We start from the raw sequence: 24,109 nt of genomic DNA, 5'->3' as shown, positions 1-24,109 counted from the left end.
TCAGGCTCCCGCCTCCGCAGTGTCCCTGATCGGCTTGACCCAGACCGGCGCGAAGGCTTCGTCCTGACGGACGGTGAGCTTGCCTTCGCGAACCATTTCCAGGGTCGCCGAGAGAGCGGAGGCCAGCACGGTCGGGCGCATGGAAGGCTCGACCATATACTGCATCAGATAGGTATCCAGGGTGGTCCAGTCGCTCAGATGACCGACGAGGCGCTCGAGGGCGTCGCGCGCATCCACCAGTGACCAGACGTTGCGCTTATGAAGGGAAACCTTGGCATTGAGCTTGATTTGCCGCTGGCGTGCATAGGCCTTGAGCAGATCGTACAGGCTCGCCTCATAATGGGCGTCGCGGCGGATCATGACGGGTTCCGGCGCGCCGCGGGCAAACACTTCGCGACCGAGCCAATCGCGTTCGCCGAGCTTCTTGGCCGCTTCGCGGATCGCTTCCAGACGGCGCAGGCGCAGGGCGAGGGCCGTCGCCAGATCTTCGGCGCTCGGCTCCTCCCCCTTCGGCGGCTCGGGCAGGAGCAGGCGGGACTTGAGGTAGGCGAGCCAGGCCGCCATGACGAGATAGTCCGCCGCCAGTTCGAGGCGCATGCGACGCGCCTCCTCGATGAAGGTGATGTATTGCTCGGCGAGCGCCAAGATCGAAATCTTGTGGAGATCCACTTTCTGACGGCGCGCAAGCTCGAGCAGGAGATCGAGCGGCCCCTCGAATCCGTCCACGTCGACGTGAAGGGCGGGCTCGCTCTCGGCCCGCTCCACGGGAGCGACATCCTCGAAGGGTAAGGCTTCTGCCATCAATAATACTCTACGCGACCAATTCGCAGCATTGACCGCTTAGGCAACCATCGCAAGGGCGGCGTCAAGCCTTGCGCGGGCATCCACAGGATCGAAAGGCTCGGCCTCATGGGCGATGCGGCGAAGAGCGGCATCCGCTCGCCGCAGGGCATCCCCCTCGAGCAGCGGAGTAGCCTCGGCCACGGCCGCCATTTCCTCCATCTTGCCGTTGCAGTGGAGCGCCATGTCGCAGCCCGCCGCAAAGGCCCTCTCGGTCCGCTCGCGATAGGACCCGGACAGGGCCTGCATCGATAGATCGTCCGTCATGACGAGACCGTCATAGCCAAGATGACCGCGGATGATCTCCGACATGACGATGGCCGAGGTCGTGGCCGGGTTGTCCGGATCGAGAGCCGTGTAGACCACGTGAGCCGTCATGGCGAGCGGCATATCGGACAGGATCCGGAAAGGGACGAAATCGTGCCATTCCAGCTCGTCGCGGGAAGCTTCGACCACCGGCAGGGCGAGATGACTGTCCGCCCCTGCCCGCCCATGGCCGGGCATATGCTTGATCACGGGCAGGACGCTTCCGGCCAGGAGCCCTTCCGCGGCCGCACGCCCCAGGACGGCAACCTGCTCGGGCGTCCGCCCATAGGCCCGGTCACCGATGACGTCGTGAGCGCCGGAGGTCGGCACATCCAGGACAGGCAGGCAATCGACCGTAATGCCCACGGCACGGAGGTCGTGGGCGATCAGTCGGGCGCCGAGACGGGTAATCTCGCGTCGTACCAGAGGGTCGTTGGCATGAATCTGCCCATAGGTCCTGCCGGCAGGATATTTGGGCCAATGCGGCGGGCCAAGCCGTTGCACGCGCCCGCCCTCCTGATCGATCAGGATCGGGGCATCGCTCCGCCCGACCGTCTCCCGAAGCGCGTCGCACAGAGCCTTGACCTGAGCGGGGCTTTCCACGTTGCGCTTGAAGAGGATGAATCCCCACGGAGCCGCTTCGCGAAAGAAGGCGGCCTCGTCGGGAGTCACGGAGGTGCCGGAGCAGCCAGCAATAAAGGCGCGGGTCATCATCCCCGCGCCTTACGTCCCCTGCCTTGCAGGGTCAAGGACCTCCCGCCGCATAACGTTGCGGGAGGATAATCTCGATCGTCAGTTCTTCGCCACAAAGCACTGGCCGCCCTGCCCCTGTACCTTTGAGCACAGAGTGGAGGCCTCGTCCCGCGCCATGGGGCCGACGCGGACGCGGAAGATGGTGTTGCCATTAACTTCGGCCTTGCGGATCAGCGCGGGCTGCCCTTCCAGGTCCGGATACTTCTTCTGGAAGCCAATGAGGACTTTCTGAGCGGCAGCCTCCGAATTGGCGAGGCCGAGCTGGACAGCAAAGCCGCCTGTGGACGCGGTTTCAGCCGGCGCCGCGGGAGCGGGAGCAACCGGGGTCGGCTGGGCCGAGGCCACCCTCTGCGGCTGCGCCTTCGGCTGTGCCACCGCATCGCTCGGTACCTCGGCAACGGGAGCAGGCTTAGGCGTCGAGGCAGCTGGCGTCGCAGGGGCCGGCTTGGGCTGCACCGCTGCTGGCTGGGGCTGAGCGGCCGCCGGCATGGTCATTGCCGGAGGAGCCGAAGCGACGGCCGTCGGCTTGGCGGCGCCCCCATCAGACTGGGCGGAGGACCCGTCCGGTCGGATCGTCACGGTCCGAACCTTTCGCGGCTCACCGAGATTGAGCCCGTTGGCCGGTGCGCCCGAAGTTGCGCCGGTCGCCTCCGTGGCGGCGTTCATCCGAACGGCCTGATTGACGTCGACGGGCTGCTCGGTGCGGGTCACCACCTTGGTCTCGGCGTTCTGGTTAGAGCGCTCGTAGATCTGTTTGTTCTGGTTGGGGATTTCCACGCCGCCGGGGTTCTGCGGCTGGACCTTGATCGGCTCGTTCGTCGCCTTGATCAACGGCGGCTCGCCGCCACCGATGGCCGAGTGGGCGCCGCCCATGAAGAATGCGGCACCGCCTCCGATCACGGCCGCGCCCAGGACCGCTCCGATAGCGATCAGGCCCTTGCGCGAACGGGGCTTCTCATAGGCTTCGTAAGTGTCGTTCTCGTAGCCCTGGGGCGCTTCCTGACCCTCGTAATAGGCCTGCTGCCCGTAAGAATCGTCTGCATAGGCTTCCGGCGCCTGGTGGCCATAGGCCTGAGAGGCGGGCTGCGCATAGCTGCGCGTATCGTAGGCTGTATGATCGAACCCGCCGAGATCGCCATGATCCTGCTGAGGTGCGCGTGCCACCGGGGCGGCCTGCGGCGAAACCGCGAACAGATCATCCATGGAATGAGCACCTGCCGGACGGGCCCGCTGGGTCGCTTCGTTCGCCAGGAGAGACTGGAAGGGATCGTCCTGGCCCACGATGCGGGCCAGTTCCGCCAGCGGATCGTTGCGGCCGCCGGACGCGGCGGGCTGCGCGGGGGCGCTCTGCGCCTGGGCGATTTGCCGTTCGATCTCGTTCAGATCGACCGCAAAACGGGGCTTCATTGATTCGCTCATCGCGCCGGACCTCCGGGTACTACGACGCGGACGCCCATCGCCCGCATCGGCACAACGTTAGGGAACCTCGGACGAGCGCTCGGAAACGGATATCCCGCCTCAGAACATCAACGCATCTCGTCGGGAGCCGTAACGCCCAAAATTGCAAGCCCGGCAGCCAAAACTCCCTTGAGAGCATGAACAAGCGCGAGCCTCGCTTGAGTTGAATCTTTATCAGTTTGATTAACAAAGCGTAATTGAGGCAAGTCTTTCCCTTTGTTCCACAAACTATGGAAGGCGCTGGCCACGTCATACAGGTAGAATGCGACTCGGTGAGGCTCATGAGCTTCAGCCGCCGCTTCGACCATCCGCGGGAACTGCGCGATCCGGTGGATAAGATCCATCTCCGCCTCGTCTTGAAGCAGAGAAAGATCGGCTTCCGCAAGCGCCTGCGTCGAAAAGTCCTGGCTCGGAAAGGCCTCGCGAGCCTGCCGGAACACGGACGCGCAGCGAGCGTGAGCATATTGAACGTAGAAGACCGGATTGTCCTTGGACTGCTCGACGACCTTGGCCAGATCGAAATCCAGAGTCGCGTCGTTCTTGCGGAAGAGCATCATGAAGCGGACAGCGTCGCGCCCGACTTCATCCACCACATCACGCAGCGTGACGAAGTCCCCGGCCCGCTTGGACATTTTGACCGGCTCGCCGCCGCGCAACAGGCGGACCAGCTGGCAGAGCTTCACGTCGAGATCGCCCTTGCCGCCGGTGACGGCCTTCACCGCCGCCTGCATGCGCTTGACGTAGCCGCCATGGTCGGCGCCCCAGACGTCGATCATCGAAGCGAAGCCACGCTCGAACTTGGATCGGTGGTATGCGATGTCGGAGGCGAAATAGGTGAAGGAGCCGTCCGATTTCAGGAGCGGTCGATCGACCTCGTCCCCGAATTCGGTCGCCCGGAACAGCAACTGCTCCCGGTCCTCCCAGTCCTCGTCCTTCTGGCCCTTGGGCGGCGGCAGCCGGCCCATATAGACGAGACCCCGCTCCTGAAGCTCGGCAATGGTCTTGGCAACCTCGCCGCCATTGTCCTGCTGCAGGGACCGCTCGGAGAAGAACACGTCGTGATGGATGTTCAGGGCGGCAAGATCCTCACGGATCATGTCCATCATCGTGTTGATGGACACTTCCCGGACGAGCGGCAGCCACTCGGCCTCGGATTTGTCGAGGAGGCTTTTTCCATGCGTCCGCGCGAGGGCCTCACCTACCGGCTTGAGGTAATCGCCGGGATAGAGCCCCTCGGGAATGGTCCCGATATCCGCGCCCAGGGCCTCCCGGTAGCGGAGATAGGCAGACCGGGCCAACACATCGACCTGGGCGCCCGCATCGTTGATGTAGTATTCGCGCGCCACCGCGTGGCCGGCAAAGCCGAGCAGGGCTGCAAGGGCATCGCCGAAAACCGCACCGCGGCCATGGCCCACATGCATCGGACCGGTCGGATTCGCGGAGACATATTCCACGTTGACCGCAATGCCGGCACCACGCCCGCTTCGTCCGAACGCCTCGCCCTCCGTGATGGCAGCACGAAGAACGTCATACAGCGCCTCGGGCACGAGCTTGAGGTTGATGAAGCCCGGCCCGGCCACCTCGCCCTTGGCGACCTGCGGGTCCTCACGGAGTTCGGCAACGATGAGATCGGCCAGCGCGCGCGGGTTCATGCGCGCCTCCTTGGCGAGCACCATGGCGGCGTTGGTGGCAAGGTCCCCGTGGGAAGGATCCCGCGGCGGCTCCACGACGACGCGGCTCGCGTCGAGGCCCGAAGGGATCTTTCCCGCCTCGGCCAAACGGCCAAGCGCATTCGCTACCCGCTGCTCAAACAGTCCGAAGATGTTCATGGTACTCTGTCTCGATCGGGCGAACGGCCCTGGAAAGCTTTGGCGCGCTTCAAGAGCGCGGTCGGCAAACTGGATCGTGCGCTAGCGCAACTCCGGGGTCACGTCAAACAGACGTCGGTGCTCGAGGATCGCATATCCGTCGGTCATGCCCGCAATGTAATCGGCAACCCGGCGCGCAAGACGGGCCTCATCGTCCCGGGTGAGCCCGGCCCGCCACTCCTCGGGCATCGTGTCGGGCGCGGCCTTGAACCGCCCGAACAGGTCGCGGACGATGTCGTCGGCCTGGCGGCGCACGCCCATGACGGACGGGTGCCGATACATATGGGCATAGAGGAACCGTTTGATCGCGGCATCCGCGTCCTGCATCGCCTTCGAGAAACCGATCACGGGCCCGGGCGCCTGCCGGATCTCGTCTGCGCTCTTGGGATCGAGCGCTTCGAGTCGCCTCTCCGCATCCCGCACCACGTCCTCCACGAAACGGGTGATGACGCGCCGCGTCAGCTCGTGGATGCGCCGGGACAGTTCGAGATGGGGATACTGCTCGTCGATCTCGCGCAGGAGGCCGTCGAGGAACGGGACCTCCCGCAACTCCTCGATCTGGAACAGCCCAGCTCTCAGACCATCGTCGATGTCGTGGGAATTGTAGGCGATGTCGTCCGCGATGGCGGCCGCCTGGGCCTCCCCGCCCGCATGGGTCGCAAGGTCCATGTCCTGAATGACGTTGTATTCGAGGATCGCGAGAGGCACGCCGCGCTCGGCGTAGCGCAGGGTGGGCCTCCCAGTGGCATCAAGCAACGGGCCGTTGTGCTTGACCAAGCCTTCCAGCGTTTCCCATGCCAGGTTCAGCCCGTCATAGGCCGCATAGCGGCGTTCCAGGCGGGTGACGATCCGCAGGGCCTGCGCATTGTGGTCGAAGCCGCCGAATTCCGCCATACAGGCATCGAGGACGTCCTCGCCCGTATGGCCGAAAGGCGTGTGTCCCAGGTCATGGGAGAGCGCCAGGGCCTCCGCGAGATCCTCATCGAGGCCCAAGGACCGGGCCAGCGCCCGGGCGATCTGGCTGACCTCGATCGTGTGGGTCAGGCGCGTCCGGTAATGATCGCCCTCATGATAGACGAAAACCTGAGTCTTGTGCTTGAGGCGCCGAAAGGCGGTGGAATGGATGATCCGGTCGCGGTCGCGCTGGAAGTCGCTGCGCGTGGGCGAGATCGGCTCCGGGTAAAGGCGGCCGCGGCTGGACTGCGGGTCGCAGGCATAGGGCGCTCGCCATCTCTCGCCAAAGGGCCGCACGCGTCTTCCCCGGGTTGAAGCATTGTCAGCGGGCACTTACCTTGCTCTATAGATGTTGTCCAAGGTTACGTTCTTCGACGAACTGGATTCACGAATGGCCGAGATTACCCTCACTTCCAGCGCTGCGCGCCGCATCAACGAGATCATGGCAGCCGAACCGGTCGGTTCGATGCTCAGAATCAGCGTCAACGGAGGGGGTTGTTCGGGGTTCCAATACGCCTTCGACGTGGAAACACGCCGCCAGGATGACGATCTGCTGGTGGAGCGGGACGGCGCGGCCGTTCTGGTGGACCAGGTCTCGATCCAGTACATGGACGGATCGGTCATCGACTTCGTGGACGATCTCATCGGCCAGTCCTTCAAGATCGAAAACCCGCACGCCACTGCGTCCTGCGGCTGCGGCACGTCGTTTTCCCTTTAAGGTTTCTCAACCGATCCCGTATCCTCTTTCGGCCTGGGCCAGTCGGCCCGGGATCAGCGGGTTGCTGTCGCATTTTCGGGGACCACCATGGGTTTTGTTTATCGTTCGAGCATCGGGGCCCTGGCGCTCGCGGCAGGCGCCATCGGTCTCCAGATGGAACCGGCCGTCCTGCGCAATCTGGTCGCCGCCACGCCGACCTCGCAAGTCTCCGTAGAAGCCGTACGGGCGCCGCTCTGGAGCCTCGCCTTCGCGCAGTCGCCCGCAACCTTCAGCCTCGACAATGTCCGGATGACCTTCGGCTCGGCCTCCTATGAGGCCAAGACCATCCGTTTCGACGGCGTGACCACGTCGCGGGCGGAAATCGAGGCCCTGTTCGCCGCCCAGACCAGCGACCCCTGGGCGGCGCGCCTGTCCCGCATCAATGCGGCGCAGGTCACGATCCCCGAGCTCAAGGTCGAGCAGATCTTCGGATCGAAGACCCAGGTGACGACCTACCGTGACCTGGCCCTGACGAACATTCGCGCCGGACACATCGCCGAAGCCGTCGCCGCCACCGCCGGAGCCGAGGTTTCGGACGGCAAGCGCCGGACGACCGTGAGCTACGGCCGCATGGCGATTTCCGATGTGGATGGCCCGGGCATCGCCAACCTCTTCGAGGCCAAGGCGGAGAATCCGGCTGCTCCGCTCACGCGCCTTTATGGCTCCTTCTCCATCGACGACGTGAACTTCGTGGACGACCAGAACGGGACCAATGTCGCCATTCCCCACATGGTCGGGCGTGATTTCATGGCCCGTCCGACCGCGGATTCGTGGTCCGGCTCCATGTCGGTTTTCACCGAGCTGGCCGACCGCAGGGACCTCTCGGAGGACGAACAGAAGCGCCTCCTGACCACCTTCGCGGATGTCTTCGGAGCGTTCGGCATCGGCTTCATGGAAGCCCGTGACATGACGGTGAAGTTCCGCCCGGACGAGGCGAAGGGGCAGGATACGGCGTCGATCCGGCGCATGGCCTATACGGGCGCAAAAGGCACCCAACCCGCCGATGCCCGCGTCGAGGGCGTGGACATCCGAACGGAAGACGGACGCATGGCGATCGGCACGATCGCCTTCACCGGCTTCTCCTTCGCGTCGACGATCGAGGGTCTGAAAACCCTGGGCGACAAGCGCCTCAAGGAACTCGATGCCACGACCCTTCGCGGGCTCATGCCGAAACTCGGCACCATGACCGTCGAGGGTATCGATATCGACATGCCGAACGCGAAGCCGAATGCCGACGCACCGGACCGGGTGAAGGCGAGCCTCAAGAGCTTCGAGGTAACGGCGGATCAACCGGTGAGCGCGATCCCCACCAATCTCCGCGTCAGCATTCGGAACTTCGCGATGGCCGTGCCGGAGAACAGCAAGGACGAAGGCATCCAGAGCCTGACGAGCCTGGGCTACAAGGCGGTCGACATGTCCATGCTCGTCGCCGCAGGCTGGAACGCGGGGACGCAGGAGCTGAACCTCAAAGAGGTCTCCGTCGAGGGGAAGGACATGGGCCGGATCTCGCTGACCGGTCTCTTGGGCGACGTGAGCCAGGACGTGTTCAACCCGGACACCGCGCTTGCCACCGTCGCGCTGATCGGCGCACGGGCAAAGACCCTCAATCTCGTGGTCGAGAACGGCGGCCTGTTCGAGCGCTATCTGAACAAGACGGCCAAGGAACAGAAGACCACACCGGAATCGCTGCGCAGAACCTTCGCCGCCGGAACCGCTGTGGTGATACCCTCGATGCTCGGCAGTTCGGGAGGAGCCAAGACGCTCAGCCAGGCCATTGCGCGCTTCATCGCCAAGCCCGGACGGCTCGTGGTGAATGCGAAGGCCAAGGATCCGGCGGGCCTCGGCGTCGCCGACCTCATCACCGCCGCGGACCCGTCCGCCGTGATCGAGAAGCTCGACATCAGCGCTACGGCAGAGTGATGCCGCAATCATTCCGGGACCGCGGAGCGGCGCCCGGAATGACGATGTTCGTCATATCGGAAAGACCGGTATCCGGTCCCTCAGATCATCGTCGGCTGCGTTTCCGCCGCCTGGGCCTCGACCACGGCGATGGCCGTCAGATTGACGATGCCGCGGGCCGTCACGGACGGCGTCAGGATGTGGGCGGGCTTGGCAGGGCCGATCAGGATCGGACCGACGGGCAACGAATCCGCCAGCATCTTGGTGAACTGGAAGGCGATGTTCGCGGCATCCAGATTCGGCATGACCAGCACGTTGGCCTCGCCCTTGAGACGTGAACCCGGATAGACCCGCTCGCGGATCATGTCCGAGAGCGCCGCGTCCGCCTGCATCTCTCCGTCGACCTCGAGATCGGGAGCCCGCTCCTGGATCATCTCCAGCGCCTTGCGCATCTTCAGCGCGGAGGGCGTATCGGCGGACCCGAAGTCGGAATGCGAAACGAGCGCGATCTTCGGCTCGAGGCCGAAGCGGCGCACGTGGCTCGCGCAGGCGATCGTCATGTCGGCGATCTCCTCCGCGTTCGGATTGAACTGGACATGAGTGTCGGCGAGGAAGAAGGCGCCTTTGGACGTGATGACCAGGGACAGGCCCGCCATTTCGTGAGCACCCGGCGCGAACCCGATGATGTCCTTGATATGCTTGAGGCGCGACTGGAACCGGCCCTCCAGGCCGCAGATCAGCGCATCCGCATCCCCTCGCTTCACGGCCAGCGCCCCGATCACCGTCGAATTGGTGCGCACCAGGGTCTTGGCGGCATCCGGCGTGATGCCCTTACGACCGGCCGATTCCACGTAAGTGGCGACGTAGTCGCGATAGCGCGGATCGTCTTCCGGGTTCACGAGATCGAAGTGGCGGCCGATCTCCATCGACAGGCCGAAGCGCTTGATGCGCGTCTCGACGACGTTGGGGCGGCCGATCAGGATCGGCTTGGCGATGCCCTCCTCCACGATCACCTGGACCGCCCGCAGAACCCGCTCGTCCTCGCCCTCGGCATAGATGACCCGTTTCGGGTTCTCCTTCGCCTGGGAGAAGAGCGGCTTCATGATGAAGCCGGAACGGAAGACGAAGCGGGTGAGCGAATCCGCATAGGCCTCGATATCGGCCAGAGGCCGTGTCGCGACCCCGCTCTCCATCGCAGCCAGCGCGACGGCAGGCGCGATGCGCAGGATCAGGCGCGGATCGAAGGGGCTCGGGATCAGTGACTTGCGGCCGAAGGGATGGGCCTCACCGCCATAGGCGCGCGCGACAACCTCGGACGGTGCCTCGCGGGCAAGACCTGCGATGGCCGTGACGGCCGCCGCCTTCATCGCCTCGTTGATGGTGGTCGCCCCGACGTCGAGAGCGCCCCGGAAGATGTAGGGGAAGCACAGGACGTTATTGACCTGGTTCGGATAGTCGGACCGGCCCGTGCAGATCATGGCGTCGGGCCGCGCAGCCTCCGCCTCCTCCGGCATGATTTCCGGATAAGGGTTCGCCAGGGCCAGAATCAGCGGACGCGGCGCCATCTTCTCCAGAAGGGCGGGCTTGAGCACGCCGCCGGCCGAAAGGCCGAGGAAGATGTCCGCGTCCGGAATCACATCAGCCAGCGTGCGGGCATCGGTCTTTTGCGCATAGACCGACTTCCATCGATCCATGAGCTCATTACGACCGTCGTGGACGACGCCCTCGATATCCGTAACCCAGATGTTCTCACGCTTCGCGCCCAGGGACACGAGAAGGTTGAGACAGGCGAGCGCGGCGGCGCCGGCGCCGGACGTGACGATCTTCACGTCCTCGATGCGCTTGTCCGCGAGTTCGAGGGCATTCGTCACCGCGGCGGCGACGATGATAGCCGTGCCATGCTGGTCGTCGTGGAAGACCGGAATGCCCATGCGGCTCTTGAGCCGCTCCTCCACCTCGAAGCATTCGGGCGCCTTGATGTCCTCCAGGTTGATGCCGCCGAAGGTCGGCTCCAGCGCGGCGATCACCTCGACGAGCTTGTCCACATTCTTCTCGGCCACTTCGATGTCGAAGACGTCGATGCCGGAGAATTTCTTGAACAGGACGGCCTTGCCCTCCATGACCGGCTTCGAGGCCAGCGGGCCGATGTCGCCGAGGCCGAGAACGGCCGTGCCATTGGAGATGACGGCGACGAGATTCTGGCGCGATGTGAGGTTGGCGGCCTCCGACGGATCGGCCGCGATCGCCTCGCAAGGCGCGGCCACGCCTGGGGAATAGGCGAGCGCGAGGTCGCGCTGGTTGCCGAGCGGCTTGGTGGGCTGGATCTCGAGCTTTCCCGGACGCGGGTAGCGGTGATAGAAGATCGCTCCCGATTTCAGATCCTGCGAGATGTTGTCAGCCATCCCTTACGCTCCTTACGCCAACGCGCATCGTTTCAAGTGGGCGCACTTGTGCTCGCCTTGCCTGTCCGCGTCAACGCTCTTATCCGCAGATGAGCAATGCAGATGAGACTGCGTCATCGCCTCAAGAACTGGCGCAATCCGCACAACCAGACGAAGCTCCATCTCGCACGGCTCGTGGACCGGTATGGATACGATGTCGGCGAGTTCTCCTACGGCCGACCGAAGGTCCGGTTCCCGGAATCAGGCAAGAAGCTGACCATCGGCCGCTACTGCTCCTTTGCCGACAAGGTCGAGATCCTGCTCGGCGGCAATCACCGCACCGACTGGACGACGACCTATCCGTTCTCGGCCCTGCGGGAATTGTGGCCCACGGCTCCGCATACGGAAGATTACCATACTTCCCGGGGGGACGTGACCATCGGCAACGATGTGTGGCTGGGATCGGGCGCGATCATTCTGTCCGGCATCACCATCGGTCATGGGGCGGTGATCGCCGCCCATGCAGTGGTCACGAAGGACGTTCCGCCCTACGCCATCGTCGGCGGCAATCCCGCGAAAGTCATCCGCTACCGCTTCGACGAGGCGACGATCCAGGGCCTCCTGGAATCAGCCTGGTGGGAATTGCCGCGGGAAAAGATCGCGGTCCTCATCCCGCTCCTTCAGAGCGACCGGCTCCGCGAGCTGATTGCGGCCGTCAAGGTGCTGCGGGCTCAATCGTCTTGATCGTGCGCCGGCCGAGCGCCTTCGCCTTGATGGCGAGCGCCGGTTTCTCGATGCCGTACCAGGACAGTGCCGCGACGACGAGCGCCGCGACGAGCGAGGGGCCGAGGAGCACGATCGCGGCGGTGGCCGGGAAAAGCGTGTGGAGCGCCTGTTGCGCCGGCCAGCCGTAGAGATAAGTCCCGTAGGACAGATCGGCTTCCGGTTCCCAGGTCCGGCGTGTCACGACCGGCGCGAGGGCCAGCCAGATGACCCCATAGGCCGACGTGACGAAGAGCAGCGCCTTGTAGAGAAACGTTCCGTGGGCGAGGCCCGTGGCGAGCACGAGCCCTAGAAGTAGGATTCCGGACAGGCGGGCGCGGTTGCGCCAGACATAGAGGGCACCGCCGAACGCGAAGATCAGCGGCAGGCGCAGCGCCGTCTCCAGCCCCTTCGGAGCGTCGGGCCGGAACAGATCGAGGGCAAGCAGCGCCACGGCCAGACCCGCTACGAGGGCGAACGCTGCAGGCCGGAAGCGGAGAAGGCCGATGAAGCCAAGGGCCAGCACGCCAACATAGCACAGGACTTCATATTTCAGGGTCCACACCGTCCCCATGGGAAACCGGAACGGATTGCCGTCGAACACGCCGGGAAGCGCGATGTTGCTCTTGAAGCTCGTCAGCGTCGCGACGATGAAGCGCCGCAGTGCATCGCTCGTCAGATAATCCATCAGCGGCAGACGCGTCATGGCACCGCCGAGCAGAAGCGCGACCGCAAGCGTCGCCACGATGAGGCCCGGCGCGATGCGCAGCGTCCGGGCAATGACATAGTCGCGCCAGCCGCGCCGGTCGAAGCTCATGGTGACGAGGAAACCGGAGATCGCGAAGAAGCCGTTCACTGCGTGCTCGCCCAGCGTAAAGCCCGTCCAGCCAGCGAGGGGCTCGTCCATGACTTCGCCGGTGGTGACGCTGAAGGCGTGGGACACGACCACGGCCAGCGCCAGGAGCAGCCGGATCAGCGTGAAATTGTTCCGCTCCTGGCCCATGGCGGTCGACACGGTGGGCGCAGCGATGACGAGAGAGAATGGCCTCATGACAATCCCTCCTGCCGCAAAGCGCTTCGCCCACGCAGGAAGGCCAGGGCGCCGGCCGCCGAACCGCCATAGCGTTCGATCAGGCTGCGCCGGAACGACAATCCTGCCGCGAGCGTCTTGAGGGCGTTGACGGCGAACATGGACGGCGCCGGATCCGGCAGCCCGTATTTGCGGCTCACATAGGCGCGAGACCACGCCTGATGCCAGCGGGACTTGAAGACGAGGCCCGGCTTCGGCCCGCTGGAACGGCCCCGTCCGTGGCCGACGCGCGCCTGAGGTACGTAGATGAGTGCCGCGCCGGTATCGGCGATCCGCCGGCAGAGATCGTCGTCCTCGTAGAACAGGAAGATCTTTTCGTCGAAGCCGCCGAGATCGAGGAAGAAGGAGCGGCGCATGAGGAAGCAGGCGCCCGAGAAGAACGGCGCGCAGGCTTCACCTTCGGGCAGGACCAACTTGCCGCCGGGATTGGTGAGATGCTTCGCCAGGAGCGATCGTGGCTGAAAGAACACCCGCCCGCTCGGCTCGACGATCTGCGGCGCGAAGAAACCGGCATCGGGATAGCGCTGAGCCGCATCTACGAGGGCTGCGACGGCGCCTTTCTGGACGATCACATCGGGATTGACGATGAGCACGAATTCCGTGTCGGCCGCGCGTACGCCGGTGTTGTTGGCGCGACCGTAACCCTCGTTCCGACCGTTGCGGATCACCCGTGCGCCTCGCCGTTCGGAAAGGGCAGCGCTGTCGTCGGTCGAGGCGTTGTCGACGACGATGGTCGCAATCCCCTCACCCCGTAATGCGTCGAGGCAATCCGGCAGCGCATGGGCGCTGTCGAAAGCCACGACGATGGCGGTGACCACGGGCGCTTCCCCGTCCGGAGGCCTGCGGCTCATTTCTCCGGCAGGTTCAGGCGGATGTGGAGTTCACGCAACTGCTTCGGTGCCGGTTCGGTCGGCGCGCCGAGCAGCAAGTCCTCGGCCTTCTGGTTCATTGGGAACAGCGTGATCTCGCGCAGATTCTGCGCGCCGCAGAGCAGCATCACGATGCGGTCGATGCCCGCCGCCATGCCGCCGTGGGGCGGCGCACCATACTGGAACGCGCGATACATGCCGCCGAAGCGGTTCATGATTTCCTGTTCGCCATAGCCGGCGATCTCGAACGCCTTCACCATCCGGTCAGGCCGATGGTTGCGGATAGAGCCGGAGGCCATCTCGTAGCCGTTGCAGACCATGTCGTACTGGAAGGCCGTGATCTTGAGGATCTTGTCCTTGTCGTTCGGGTCGAGCGCCATGAAGGCGTCGTGGTCCATGTTGCCCATGGAGAACGGGTTGTGGGAGAAGTCGATCCGCTTCTCGTCCTCGTTCCACTCGTATTGCGGGAAGTCGACGATCCACGCGAAGGCGAACTGGTCCTTGTCGCCGATACCCAATTCGTCGCCGATGCGCACGCGCGCCTTGCCGGCGAGGCCGGCCGCCTTGTCCTCGACACCGGCCGAGAAGAACACCGCATCGCCCGCCTTCAGGCCCGTCTTCTCACGAATGACCGCCTGAGCCGCGTCCGGAATGAACTTGGCGATCGGCCCCTTGCCGGTAATCTGGCCGCCCTCTTCCTCGAACACAATGTAGCCGAGGCCGGGCGCGCCTTCCGAGCGCGCCCAGTCGTTGAGCTTGTCGAAGAACGAACGCGGTTGCGAAGCGGCGCCGGGCGCCGGGATTGCGCGGACCACACCGCCCGACTTGATGACGTTCTTGAAGGCGTTGAACGTCACGTCATCGCGGGTGAACACCTCCGACACGTCGGCGATCACGAGAGGGTTGCGCAGGTCCGGCTTGTCGGAGCCGTACTTGAGCATGGCTTCGGAATAGGGAATACGCGGGAAGACCTCCGTCACCGGCTTGCCGTCGGCGAATTCCTTGAAGGTGTCGCGGACCACCGGCTCCATGGTGCGGAACACGTCTTCCTGCGTGACGAAGCTCATCTCCACGTCGAGCTGGTAGAACTCGCCCGGCAGGCGGTCGGCGCGCGGATCCTCGTCGCGGAAGCAGGGCGCGATCTGGAAATACCGGTCGAAGCCGGAGATCATGATCAGCTGCTTGTACTGCTGCGGTGCCTGCGGCAGCGCATAGAAGTGGCCGGGATGGATGCGCGAGGGAACGAGGAAGTCGCGCGCGCCCTCCGGCGAGGAGGCCGTGAGGATGGGCGTCGTGAACTCGAAGAACGCGCTCTCCTTCATGCGGCGGCGGAGCGAGTCGATGATCGCGCCGCGCTTCATGATGTTGTTGTGCAGCTTCTCACGGCGCAGGTCGAGATAGCGGTACTTGAGCCGGGTTTCCTCCGGGTACTCCTGATCGCCGAACACGGGCATCGGCAACTCGTCCGCGGGGCCCAGAACCTCCATGTCGGTGATGTAGACCTCGACCATTCCGGTGGGCAGCTCCGGATTCTCCGTGCCCGCCGGGCGCTTGCGGACCTTGCCGTCCACCCGGACGACCCATTCGGACCGGACCGTCTCAGCCAGCTTGAAAGCCGGCGAATCCGGATCGATGACGCATTGGGTCATGCCGTAATGATCGCGCAGGTCGAGGAAGAGCACGCCCCCATGGTCGCGGATGCGGTGGCACCAGCCGGACAAACGGGCCGTCTGGCCGACGTCGGCTTCGCGCAGGGCGCCGAGGGTATGGGAACGGTAGCGGTGCAGAGAGGCGGACATGGAAGCCTGCATGAAAGGAGACTGTTCGGACGAAAGGCGCACCATTCATGGGCGCACGAGGATGTCAAGGCGGAATGGCCGGCTCCCGAGGGATCACGGCCTCTCGCAGGCGCTCGTCCTGGCGCCGTCATCGATGGCGTTCCAGGCAACAGGCCGCAACGATACCCTGCCCTGCGGCTGAAGGTCGAAGGTCTGCTTTGATCCCCACATCCTCAAGTTGTTTGACCAGATCATTGTCTGATATAAAGTAACATTACTCCGCAGCTCTCTGCTCGGAGCCTCCTCGACGGCGCGACTCGTCGAGGTGATTGCAGACGATAAGGATCAAGGGGTCAGTCATGTCTGAGATCAAATTGGACGCAGAGCATCTCGAAACCTCCCAGATGACGAGCCGTATCGACGAGCAGGACGCGGGCGTGCCGGTCGTTCTGGACGACGAGGAGCTTGGCTGGGTCGCCGGAGGCCGGAAGGTCAACGAATATGAAGGACAGCATCGATAAGAGCTGGCCTTACGCGAGATCAAGACCGCCGGAATAAGCATCGGGCGCTTGCCGGCGGCAACAATATGCCCTTCCAGAGGGAGACGGCCGTTTGCTGGCGGCCGTCTCTTCATTTGAATTTTTAGGGCGCGATGAATTCAGACGAATTCCTGCTTAGGCACCATGAGGTGGACAAGACCAGCGCACCGCCGACATGAATGCCTCGAAATGCACAACCGTTTTGGGACGGTATCAAAGAGACACAACAGATCCTTCAGCCAAGCCGCCGTGGTCTTCGATCGACCGGGACCAGCGCAGGCCTTGAGCGGCGACTTGACGCTCTTCCTTCAAACCGAAAGCGGAAGCAAAAAATCGTAGCCTTCGAAAGAGGCGGTCAGGCGACCGAAGCCGATCTTCCAAGTCGGCTGGGATCGCCACAGAGCGCGATCCCAGCCCTTCCGTTAACGCCTACGGCTCAGTCACGATATCCCACGCAGACTTTCCGCCCCGGATGATTCTCGCGTAGCGCTGAATCACAGGATTCACGACCGTTCTAGGCGGCGCGCCCGTCGGTGTGTTGTGTATGACACCGCCTGCTCCGATGCCGGTCGGCGCGCCAGCCGATCCGCCAGAGCTCAGCGAGCCGCCCATCCCGACGGAAACATAGACATCCCATGGAATGTACATCCCGCCCGACACCAGCTCCAGATCGTCCAATCGCAGTTCGGAAATCTCTGTCGTCATCTTGTGGTCCTCCGGAAAAGCTTTGACGCCCCCTCAGGTCGTAAAGCTCCGACATTCCAACTCGCTATAATATAACAGTCTACCAACCAACGGTTTATCTCCGAACAATCCTGGCCTAAACGAAGCAAATGGAATTTGCGATTTTGCATGCAACTTCCGTCAGGCGCGTGCTTGTCCGCACACGAAGCGGTACCTGTCTTGCATAGACGCATAGCTTTTCGCGGAACTGACGATTGCTGGCAGCACTAATGCGAGTGGCATCTTCCTTGCCATCGACGAGTCAATGAAACATGATTGCGTTTCATTGGAGGCCTCGCTTGCGTTGAACCAACCGCTTTTCAGACCTGCCGTCTCCCACGCCGCCGAACGCTCAGCCGCGATGCCGGCTTCGCCAGTGTCTTGGCGCGTATTGGGTTGTTTTCTGACATTTGCGGCGATCCTCGTCATCGTCTTCATTGCCACTGCCGGCTATGCGCGCAAGGAAACCGCTGCGGGTGCCCTGATATCGACCGGCGGCATCGTTCGGGTCTCGGCCCGACGGGATGGCATCGTGACGGACCTGAAGATCCGCGACGGTGATCGTGTCCTTGCGAACCAACCTCTTTTCAAGGTCGAAACCCAGCAGGGGCTGGAGGGTGGGCGAACGCTGGGAGCCGCGGTTCTGGCGAACCTCGACGCGCAAGTCCAGCTCATCAAGGATCAGATCGTCTCGGACCCGGCGCGCGTTGCCAATGAAACGGTGCGTCTCGATGCGACGATCGCAAGCGTCCGCGCCCAGCGCGATGCCATCACTGCACAACGTCAATTGCAGGCTCAACGCGTAGAAGCAGCCGAAGAGCGCCGACAGACACTCGGCGAACTATATCGGAAAGGAAACGGCACCAAGGTCGCCCTTCAGGACCAGGAGGCGATGCTTCTCGGCAGCCGTCAGAACCTCGCCGATCTCGATCGACAGCTCGCCGCAACCGATCGCGATCTGCAGCAGGTGCAATTGCAGCGCGAGCAATTACCCGTTCAACAGAGCGAGCGCCTGTCGCAGTTGCGTTTAAATCTCGCCGACAAGGAACGGGAACGCACGGAGGTCGAGGCGGCTGGATCCCAGATCGCACGGGCCCCCATCGACGGCCACATCACGGCGCTGCAAGTCACACCCGGCCAGATGGTGGACGCCAACCGCCCCGTTCTCACCATCGTCCCCGAAACTTCGGATCTGCGCGCAGAACTGTTCGTCACGCCAAGGGCCATCGGCTTCGTCCGCCCGGGACAAAAAGTACGCCTCATGGTGGACGCCTTTCCGTATCAAAGGTTCGGGACGTTGTCCGGAACCATCGAAACCGTTTCGAACGCGGTCCTCACGCCGGGCAACGTGTTCGGTTCTCTCGCCCTGAAGGAAGCAGCTTATAGGGTTGTAGTCGCGCTCGATCAGCAGGACATGAATGCTTTCGGCAAGCGGGTTCTGCTTCAGCCGGACATGTCGCTCCAGGCCGACATTATTTTGGAGGAGCGATCTCTTCTCGCTTGGCTCATCGAACCTCTCCTGAGCGTACGGGGACGCATGTGAGCGCGTCACCGAACGTCTTGCGCAAGATTAATTTCTGGAACGGCTCGCGCCTTCCCGTGCTCCTTCAAACCGAGGCCGCGGAGTGTGGCCTCGCCTGTCTTGCCATGATCGCGAGTTATCACGGTCACGAGGTCGACCTCATCTCCATGCGGCGGAAATTCTCCGTTTCTCTCAAAGGGACCAGCCTGAAGGACGTTCTCACGCTGGCGCAGCGCATGGGAATGATGGGTCGCGGACTCCGCCTTGAACCGGAGCAGTTGAGCAGGATTCAAACACCCTGCATTCTCCATTGGGATATGAATCACTTCGTCGTGCTCAAGGAAGCGCGTGGAAAGAGGATCGTGATTCACGATCCGGCAAGCGGGGAGCGAACCTACACGCTTGACGAAGTAGGTCGTCGCTTCACCGGCATCGCACTGGAACTGTCGCCGACGTCTCGCTTCGAAAAAAAGAAGGAGAGCGTCAAACTTCCGCTTTCCACGCTCTGGGGTCGCTTGAGGGGCGTCCATCGCGCCCTGGGCCAAGCGCTGCTTCTGACGGTGATCCTTCAGCTCGTCGTCCTTGTCGGGCCCTTCTACATGCAACTCACGGTCGACGACGCGATCATGAAGGGCGACAACGGCCTTCTCAGCGCACTTGCCGTCGGCTTTGCCCTTCTTCTCGTGATTAATGTCGGGGCGACGTGGTTGCGCGCTCAAGTGCTCATGTTTCTCGGCAACGCCCTCAGCTTTCAGATGGGTGCAAACCTTCTGAACCACCTCTTGCACCTGCCTCTCGATTGGTTCGAGAAGCGTCATATCGGGGATGTGGTGTCACGCTTCGGCGCGACCGGGCCGATCCACAGCCTGTTCTCCCAAGGATTGATCGGAACCATCGTCGACGGAATGATGGCCGTCCTGACCCTCGTGATGATCCTGATCTACTCTCCGCCCCTTTCGATCCTGGTTTTCGGCGCTCTCTTCTTCTACGCTCTCTTGCGGATCGTTTCCTATCGCCTGGCGCGGCAGCTGCAGGAAGAAGTCATCGAGGCAGAAGCCAAGGAAAGCACGACGTTCATCGAAACCGTCCGGGCCGTTCAGAGCATCAAGATCTTCAACAAGGAATCCGAGCGGGAAGAACTCTGGCAAAACAGCCGCGCCACTACCATCAACAGGGGCATCCGACAAAAACGGCTCTCCAACGGCTTCGAAGCCATCAATCAGCTGCTCTATGGCTTGGAGAACATCCTCGTCGTCTATCTCGGGGCCCGCTTCGTGATCGCCGGTGAGATGAGCGTGGGAATGCTTTACGCCTTCATGTCTTACAAGGAACAGTTCCTGGACAGGGCGACCCGGCTCGTCGACACGGCGCTGCAATACCGCATGCTCGAACTCTATGTCGCGCGGCTATCGGACATCGCCCTCACCGAGAAGGAAGCAGGATACGATCACCAGCCTCTGATCATTCAACCGCTCGCGGGAGCGATGGAGGTGCGCGATCTGTATTATCGCTATGCCGATACGGAGCAGGACGTCTTAAACGGAGCCAGTCTCTCGATAACGCCTGGCGAGTTCGTGGCAGTTGCGGGTCCGTCAGGCGGCGGCAAGACCACCCTTCTGAAGACCATGATCGGCCTTCTCAAGCCACAGCGCGGCCAAGTGCTCATCGACGGTCGCCCCCTCGATCATCTTGGGCCGCAGCATTTTCGCGCTCAGATCGGTGTCGTCATGCAGGACGATCACTTGCTGTCGGGCAGCATTGCCGAGAACATCACCTTCTTCGATCAACGCATCGATCTCGACTGGATGCGTCGTTGCGCTGAAATGGCAAGCATCGACGACGAGATCATGGCGATGCCCATGAACTACAACACCCTCGTCGGAGACATGGGCACAAGCCTGTCCGGAGGACAGCGCCAGCGCGTCCTTCTCGCCCGCGCTCTATACCGCCGGCCGCGTATCCTGTTCATGGACGAGGGAACCTCGCACCTCGATCTGGACAGGGAGCGGGAGGTCAACCGGGCTCTCGCAGCGCTCAACATCACGCGGGTCGTCATCGCGCACCGGCCGGAGACGCTCCGGGCTGCCGATCGCGTGGTCGTATTGCGGAACGGCATTCTTGGCGACGCAGACGAAGCACCGCTTTCCCTTAAGGCCAAGATCCGTCCTGCCGACGCTTTGAAGGCGGCTGACGCGTAGGACTTATCTCTCCTGGCCACACCAGGCCCACTCGTCCGCTGCGGTTTTCGGCAACCACTCACACGAGCGGTCACAGCGAGGTAATCCTTGCAGAACAAAGCGTGAATCACCATATCCTGCCTATGATTCCCGCTCATGTCACATCCCTCTTGAGGCCTGCCCGGAATGCTCCCGTCGAGGAGCGGATCGAGGGCGCTTGGCACGTCTATCCCATGGAGGGCGCGCTGGAGCTTCACTATACGGACCAGGCCGGCAATCCGAGCCGGCGCTGGATCATCGCGCGCGAGCTGAAGGTCGGGCCTGGCAAGACCCTCCTCGGGGGCATCGACATGGCCGACGACGGCTATCGCGGCTTCCGGGCCGACCGGATCGAACGCCTCGTCGATGCGGAGACCGGCCTCGTGGTCGACCGCAACATCATCGATTGGCTCATCAAGCGGGCCGAGCGGCAGGCCAAGGAGCGCCGGAAAGCTCAAGACCAGCCCTAGCGCCCAGGATGCGTGTCAAAAACGGATTCCAAAAGTGGAATCCACCCAATGTTCTTAAGACAAGAGTCGCCGGATCGCCAAGCTTCGGCTAAAAACCCCCTTATGGACCTGATCACTTCGACCGACGCCCTTCGCCGAGCCTGCGATCGCCTTGCCGCCCATCCGTTCGTGACCGTCGATACGGAGTTTCTGCGCGAGACGACCTATTATCCCAAGCTCTGCCTGATCCAGATTGCGGGACCCGATCCGGCGGATGCCTATCTCATCGACCCTCTCGCTCCGGAGATCGACCTCGAGCCGTTCATGGCGCTCATGGCAAACCCGGGGGTCGTCAAAGTCTTTCACTCCGCCCGGCAGGACCTGGAAATCGTCTGGAACCTCGGCCGGATCGTCCCCGAGCCCCTGTTCGACACCCAGGTAGCTGCCATGGTGTGCGGTTACGGCGATTCCGTCTCCTATGAGCAGCTCGCCAACGATCTCGCCAAGGCGCGGATCGACAAGTCCTCCCGCTTCACCGACTGGTCGCGCCGCCCCCTCACGGATGCGCAGCTCACTTATGCCATCTCCGACGTCACCCATCTGGTGAAGGTCTATCAGGCTTTGGCAGCGCAGCTGGAGAAGAACGGCCGCCTGCCCTGGCTCGGCGAAGAAATGGCCATCCTGTCCTCGCCGGACACTTACCAAGCCGATCCCGAGAACGCCTGGAAGCGGCTTTCCGGACGCCTGCGCAAGGTCAAGGAAGTGGCGGTGCTCATGGAGATCGCGGCTTGGCGGGAACGCGAGGCGCAGAGCCGGGACGTTCCGCGCGGCCGGATTCTCAAGGACGATGCGCTGATCGACATCGCCATCTCCGGCCCGCGCAGCGTGGAAGCCCTGGGGCGGCTGCGCACGATCCCGAACGGTTTCGAGCGCTCCCGGACCGGCGCGGACATTCTCGAAGCCGTGGAACGCGGCCTCGCCCGGGACCCCGCCACCGTGCCGATGCCCGAGCGTAGCCGCGGTCGCGGCAGCACCGGCGCCGTGGTCGACCTCCTGAAAGTTCTGCTCAAGGCGGTCTCGGAGCAGGAGGGCGTGGCGCCGAAGATCATCGCCACGGTGGACGACCTCGAGGCTATCGCCGAAGATGACAACGCGGACGTCCCACCCCTGCATGGCTGGCGGCGGGCCTTGTTCGGAGAGAAGGCCCTAGCGCTCAAGAATGGCCAGCTCGGAGTGTCGGTTCGCAAGAACAAAGTTTTCGTCCATCCGATTCCAACGTCGGCAGGCTGACGCCTGGGCTCTGATCATCGCGCTGCCGTGCGGGGCCGCGACGCGACGCCCGACCCGAAGGGCCTGCGAAGCGGAAACCTATAACCGCTTTGCTTCGTAATCTGGCTACGTGACAACTTTCTTTATGATATATAGGATCATCTATCCCTTGCTAAGCTAGCATCAAAGTATTCTCATCGATGTCAAAAGCTGCCTGGACAGTCCTCGCCTTCTGCGTCGCTCTCCTGACCAGTGCCAAGATTGATTCCGCCATAAGTGGTGAAGAGGTCTGGGAAAAGCATCAGCGAAAATTGAAACAAGAAGCAGTAGAATTGTTTCAAGCTGTCCTAAGCGAAATCGAGTACAAACCAAAGCGTTGTGAATTTCAGATCGACTGGCATGACTATGCCGTTCCAGAAGAGGTGGCGCGTTCCTATCTCAAATCGACGATTCACGCCGATCTCGTGCCACCCCATCACGCGACGACCCCTGCAGAAATTCTTGACCCAGCAGGAGCTATACGCGAGGCCTTTTGTACTGAAGAAGAGGAAAAGAAGTGGCAATCATCGCTTGTAGAAGAGCTTAGTGCGAAGGATGTTGCCTCTAAAAGCGGCGACGGCCCTGCATCGTCTCAGTTTTCAACATTACGCCGGGAATATACTTTTCCGATATTCGATAAGAATTTTCGAAGGGCCGTCATTATCGTGAGCGGTATAGAGCGCTCGTGGTCTAGAAGACCCAATGGTCAGATCGGGAGATGGATGCATCTGATGGGAGGCGCTTCAATCTACGAGAAGCGCAATGGTCAGTGGCGATTTCTCAAACACGAAAACCTTTTCCACGGTAGTGGCTGAACGACCCAGGTCGCCTTCGTCCTCAAAACAGCAACGCCACGATGACATATGATCATCGTGGCGTTGCTTTGTATAAAACGATAACGACTTGATATCTTATCGCCCAAAGATCCCCTTGAAGAACTGGGCGACCTTGTTGTGCTTCTTCTTGCGGTCCACGTCGGCCTGGCTCTTGACCCAGGCGATCTGGACCACGCGGCGCTCGCCGACGAAGGGGCGGTGGCCGTGCCAGGAATTGTCGGACCGCAGGAAGGCGAACATGGTGCCCATCATCGGCGGGACCTCAAGAGCGTAGGGCTCGAAATTCTGGCCGTCGTAGAGCACGCGCAGGCGTCCGCCGTCGCCCTGGTTCCAATCGTCGTTCATGTAGACGAGCATGGTCATGACCTTGGAAGGGCCGTCCGTGTGGATCGCGCCGTATTTCGGCTGCGAGCGCTTCATGATCGTGGTGAGGCGGGGATACTGATGGAGATCGATGCCGAATTTCTTCGACAGCTCCTCAGTCAGTTCCGGGCCTTCCAGCTCGTCGATCAGGGTCTTGAACCGGCCGTGCAGCTTGACCTCGTCGACCGTCAGGTATCCGGGCTTGTCGATTTGCGGGAAGTCGCGCCGCAGATCGTCGATGACATCCGCCTTGAGAATGTTGTCGGTCAAAAGGAAATCATAGGGCTCCTTCGACGTCTTGGCATTGCGGACGGCGTTGAGATCGATGGTTTGCATAAAGGTCTCCCTGGCGACAAGGCCACGATTTCTACTCTCATTAGAATAAATCGTCAGCCTGTACCAGTCGCCTGCCTCGCCCCCTTTCGTCTTAAGGGGGCG

General features: G+C 62.7%; 21 protein-coding genes. 10 read left to right on the top strand and 11 right to left on the bottom strand.

Going from position 1 to position 24,109, the window contains the following annotated elements; genetic code table 11:
* The 5 genes from K9B37_RS00505 to K9B37_RS00485 form a co-directional block, all read right to left on the bottom strand.
* Positions 1 to 801: a segregation and condensation protein A gene (locus K9B37_RS00505; RefSeq protein WP_224310839.1), complete on the bottom strand. Its 801-nt coding sequence runs from the start codon at positions 799 to 801 to the stop codon at positions 1 to 3.
* Between the two features lie 39 nt (positions 802 to 840).
* Entirely contained in the window at positions 841 to 1,860 is a 1,020-nt protein-coding gene (gene nagZ / locus K9B37_RS00500; RefSeq protein ID WP_224310838.1) for a beta-N-acetylhexosaminidase, read from the bottom strand.
* A gap of 78 nt (positions 1,861 to 1,938) precedes the next feature.
* Positions 1,939 to 3,306 (bottom strand): SPOR domain-containing protein, encoded by a 1,368-nt coding sequence (locus tag K9B37_RS00495; RefSeq protein ID WP_224310837.1) that lies wholly within the window; start codon positions 3,304 to 3,306, stop codon positions 1,939 to 1,941.
* 119 nt (positions 3,307 to 3,425) lie between these two features.
* Positions 3,426 to 5,186, bottom strand: a complete 1,761-nt coding sequence (gene argS / locus K9B37_RS00490) for an arginine--tRNA ligase (RefSeq protein ID WP_224310836.1) — start codon at positions 5,184 to 5,186, stop codon at positions 3,426 to 3,428.
* An 81-nt stretch (positions 5,187 to 5,267) separates the two neighbouring features.
* Positions 5,268 to 6,476, bottom strand: a complete 1,209-nt coding sequence (locus K9B37_RS00485; protein ID WP_224310835.1) for a deoxyguanosinetriphosphate triphosphohydrolase — start codon at positions 6,474 to 6,476, stop codon at positions 5,268 to 5,270.
* 94 nt (positions 6,477 to 6,570) lie between these two features.
* Between K9B37_RS00485 and erpA the strand changes: the two genes are divergently transcribed.
* Both erpA and K9B37_RS00475 read left to right on the top strand, forming a co-directional pair.
* The gene (gene erpA / locus K9B37_RS00480) at positions 6,571 to 6,897 is read left to right on the top strand and encodes an iron-sulfur cluster insertion protein ErpA (RefSeq protein ID WP_224310834.1); all 327 of its coding nucleotides are present in this window, start codon (positions 6,571 to 6,573) and stop codon (positions 6,895 to 6,897) included.
* Between the two features lie 87 nt (positions 6,898 to 6,984).
* Positions 6,985 to 8,856, top strand: coding sequence for an aq_1923 C-terminal domain (locus K9B37_RS00475; protein WP_224310833.1), 1,872 nt, complete (start codon positions 6,985 to 6,987; stop codon positions 8,854 to 8,856).
* A gap of 80 nt (positions 8,857 to 8,936) precedes the next feature.
* Here the strand turns inward: K9B37_RS00475 and K9B37_RS00470 are convergent, their stop codons facing one another.
* On the bottom strand, positions 8,937 to 11,237 hold the full coding sequence (locus K9B37_RS00470) for an NADP-dependent malic enzyme (protein WP_224310832.1): 2,301 nt from the start codon (positions 11,235 to 11,237) through the stop codon (positions 8,937 to 8,939).
* A 102-nt stretch (positions 11,238 to 11,339) separates the two neighbouring features.
* On the opposite strand from K9B37_RS00470, the gene K9B37_RS00465 reads away from it, so the two are divergent.
* Positions 11,340 to 11,960: a CatB-related O-acetyltransferase gene (locus K9B37_RS00465; protein ID WP_224310831.1), complete on the top strand. Its 621-nt coding sequence runs from the start codon at positions 11,340 to 11,342 to the stop codon at positions 11,958 to 11,960.
* On the opposite strand, the gene K9B37_RS00460 is transcribed toward K9B37_RS00465, so the two are convergent.
* The 3 genes from K9B37_RS00460 to aspS are packed head-to-tail and all read right to left on the bottom strand — an operon-like array spanning position 11,932 to position 15,724.
* The gene (locus K9B37_RS00460; protein WP_224310830.1) at positions 11,932 to 13,029 is read right to left on the bottom strand and encodes an acyltransferase family protein; all 1,098 of its coding nucleotides are present in this window, start codon (positions 13,027 to 13,029) and stop codon (positions 11,932 to 11,934) included. The two genes, K9B37_RS00465 and K9B37_RS00460, sit on opposite strands and share 29 nt — an antisense overlap.
* The gene (locus K9B37_RS00455; protein ID WP_224310829.1) at positions 13,026 to 13,919 is read right to left on the bottom strand and encodes a glycosyltransferase family 2 protein; all 894 of its coding nucleotides are present in this window, start codon (positions 13,917 to 13,919) and stop codon (positions 13,026 to 13,028) included. The genes K9B37_RS00460 and K9B37_RS00455 overlap by 4 nt, the downstream gene beginning before the upstream one ends.
* A complete protein-coding gene (gene aspS / locus K9B37_RS00450; RefSeq protein ID WP_224311179.1) occupies positions 13,916 to 15,724 on the bottom strand; it encodes an aspartate--tRNA ligase in 1,809 nt (602 codons plus the stop codon). Before aspS ends, K9B37_RS00455 begins: the two co-directional genes overlap by 4 nt.
* Here aspS and K9B37_RS00445 point away from each other — a divergent pair.
* Positions 15,626 to 15,937 (top strand): hypothetical protein, encoded by a 312-nt coding sequence (locus K9B37_RS00445; protein ID WP_224311206.1) that lies wholly within the window; start codon positions 15,626 to 15,628, stop codon positions 15,935 to 15,937. The genes aspS and K9B37_RS00445 overlap by 99 nt on opposite strands.
* Positions 15,938 to 16,074: 137 nt before the next feature.
* Positions 16,075 to 16,236: a hypothetical protein gene (locus K9B37_RS00440; RefSeq protein ID WP_224310828.1), complete on the top strand. Its 162-nt coding sequence runs from the start codon at positions 16,075 to 16,077 to the stop codon at positions 16,234 to 16,236.
* A gap of 447 nt (positions 16,237 to 16,683) precedes the next feature.
* Here K9B37_RS00440 and K9B37_RS00435 read toward each other — a convergent pair whose 3' ends face one another.
* Positions 16,684 to 16,959, bottom strand: coding sequence for a hypothetical protein (locus K9B37_RS00435; RefSeq protein WP_224310827.1), 276 nt, complete (start codon positions 16,957 to 16,959; stop codon positions 16,684 to 16,686).
* Between the two features lie 322 nt (positions 16,960 to 17,281).
* On the opposite strand from K9B37_RS00435, the gene K9B37_RS00430 reads away from it, so the two are divergent.
* The 5 genes from K9B37_RS00430 to K9B37_RS00410 all read left to right on the top strand — a co-directional run bounded on the left by K9B37_RS00430 (position 17,282) and on the right by K9B37_RS00410 (position 23,287).
* Entirely contained in the window at positions 17,282 to 18,520 is a 1,239-nt protein-coding gene (locus K9B37_RS00430; RefSeq protein WP_224310826.1) for a beta-barrel domain-containing protein, read from the top strand.
* Entirely contained in the window at positions 18,517 to 20,697 is a 2,181-nt protein-coding gene (locus tag K9B37_RS00425) for a peptidase domain-containing ABC transporter (RefSeq protein WP_224310825.1), read from the top strand. Before K9B37_RS00430 ends, K9B37_RS00425 begins: the two co-directional genes overlap by 4 nt.
* A 101-nt stretch (positions 20,698 to 20,798) precedes the next feature.
* Entirely contained in the window at positions 20,799 to 21,185 is a 387-nt protein-coding gene (locus tag K9B37_RS00420) for a hypothetical protein (protein WP_224310824.1), read from the top strand.
* A 102-nt stretch (positions 21,186 to 21,287) separates the two neighbouring features.
* On the top strand, positions 21,288 to 22,454 hold the full coding sequence (rnd, locus tag K9B37_RS00415; RefSeq protein WP_224310823.1) for a ribonuclease D: 1,167 nt from the start codon (positions 21,288 to 21,290) through the stop codon (positions 22,452 to 22,454).
* 179 nt (positions 22,455 to 22,633) lie between these two features.
* Complete coding sequence (locus tag K9B37_RS00410) at positions 22,634 to 23,287, top strand: hypothetical protein (protein ID WP_224310822.1); 654 nt, start codon at positions 22,634 to 22,636, stop codon at positions 23,285 to 23,287.
* Between the two features lie 96 nt (positions 23,288 to 23,383).
* Here the strand turns inward: K9B37_RS00410 and K9B37_RS00405 are convergent, their stop codons facing one another.
* Complete coding sequence (locus tag K9B37_RS00405; protein ID WP_224310821.1) at positions 23,384 to 24,007, bottom strand: 2OG-Fe(II) oxygenase; 624 nt, start codon at positions 24,005 to 24,007, stop codon at positions 23,384 to 23,386.
* Positions 24,008 to 24,109 lie beyond the last annotated feature (102 nt).

The sequence above is a fragment of the Microvirga puerhi genome (assembly GCF_020089865.1).
Lineage (GTDB): Bacteria > Pseudomonadota > Alphaproteobacteria > Rhizobiales > Beijerinckiaceae > Microvirga > Microvirga puerhi.
The sequence above is the reverse complement of the archived record's forward strand: the minus strand, read 5'-3'. Positions and strand labels throughout refer to the sequence as shown.

Excerpts from the sequence above, each read along its gene's own strand:
- K9B37_RS00405 (WP_224310821.1), bottom strand. The coding sequence starts at position 24,007 with ATGCAAACCATCGATCTCAACGCCGTCCGCAATGCCAAGACGTCGAAG.
- K9B37_RS00505 (WP_224310839.1), bottom strand. The coding sequence starts at position 801 with ATGGCAGAAGCCTTACCCTTCGAGGATGTCGCTCCCGTGGAGCGGGCC.
- K9B37_RS00470 (WP_224310832.1), bottom strand. The coding sequence starts at position 11,237 with ATGGCTGACAACATCTCGCAGGATCTGAAATCGGGAGCGATCTTCTAT.
- nagZ (WP_224310838.1), bottom strand. The coding sequence starts at position 1,860 with ATGATGACCCGCGCCTTTATTGCTGGCTGCTCCGGCACCTCCGTGACT.
- rnd (WP_224310823.1), top strand. The coding sequence starts at position 21,288 with ATGGACCTGATCACTTCGACCGACGCCCTTCGCCGAGCCTGCGATCGC.
- K9B37_RS00465 (WP_224310831.1), top strand. The coding sequence starts at position 11,340 with ATGAGACTGCGTCATCGCCTCAAGAACTGGCGCAATCCGCACAACCAG.
- K9B37_RS00410 (WP_224310822.1), top strand. The coding sequence starts at position 22,634 with ATGTCAAAAGCTGCCTGGACAGTCCTCGCCTTCTGCGTCGCTCTCCTG.
- K9B37_RS00475 (WP_224310833.1), top strand. The coding sequence starts at position 6,985 with ATGGGTTTTGTTTATCGTTCGAGCATCGGGGCCCTGGCGCTCGCGGCA.
- K9B37_RS00495 (WP_224310837.1), bottom strand. The coding sequence starts at position 3,306 with ATGAAGCCCCGTTTTGCGGTCGATCTGAACGAGATCGAACGGCAAATC.
- K9B37_RS00460 (WP_224310830.1), bottom strand. The coding sequence starts at position 13,029 with ATGAGGCCATTCTCTCTCGTCATCGCTGCGCCCACCGTGTCGACCGCC.
- K9B37_RS00435 (WP_224310827.1), bottom strand. The coding sequence starts at position 16,959 with ATGACGACAGAGATTTCCGAACTGCGATTGGACGATCTGGAGCTGGTG.
- K9B37_RS00440 (WP_224310828.1), top strand. The coding sequence starts at position 16,075 with ATGTCTGAGATCAAATTGGACGCAGAGCATCTCGAAACCTCCCAGATG.
- K9B37_RS00455 (WP_224310829.1), bottom strand. The coding sequence starts at position 13,919 with ATGAGCCGCAGGCCTCCGGACGGGGAAGCGCCCGTGGTCACCGCCATC.
- erpA (WP_224310834.1), top strand. The coding sequence starts at position 6,571 with ATGGCCGAGATTACCCTCACTTCCAGCGCTGCGCGCCGCATCAACGAG.
- argS (WP_224310836.1), bottom strand. The coding sequence starts at position 5,186 with ATGAACATCTTCGGACTGTTTGAGCAGCGGGTAGCGAATGCGCTTGGC.
- K9B37_RS00445 (WP_224311206.1), top strand. The coding sequence starts at position 15,626 with ATGGTCGCGGATGCGGTGGCACCAGCCGGACAAACGGGCCGTCTGGCC.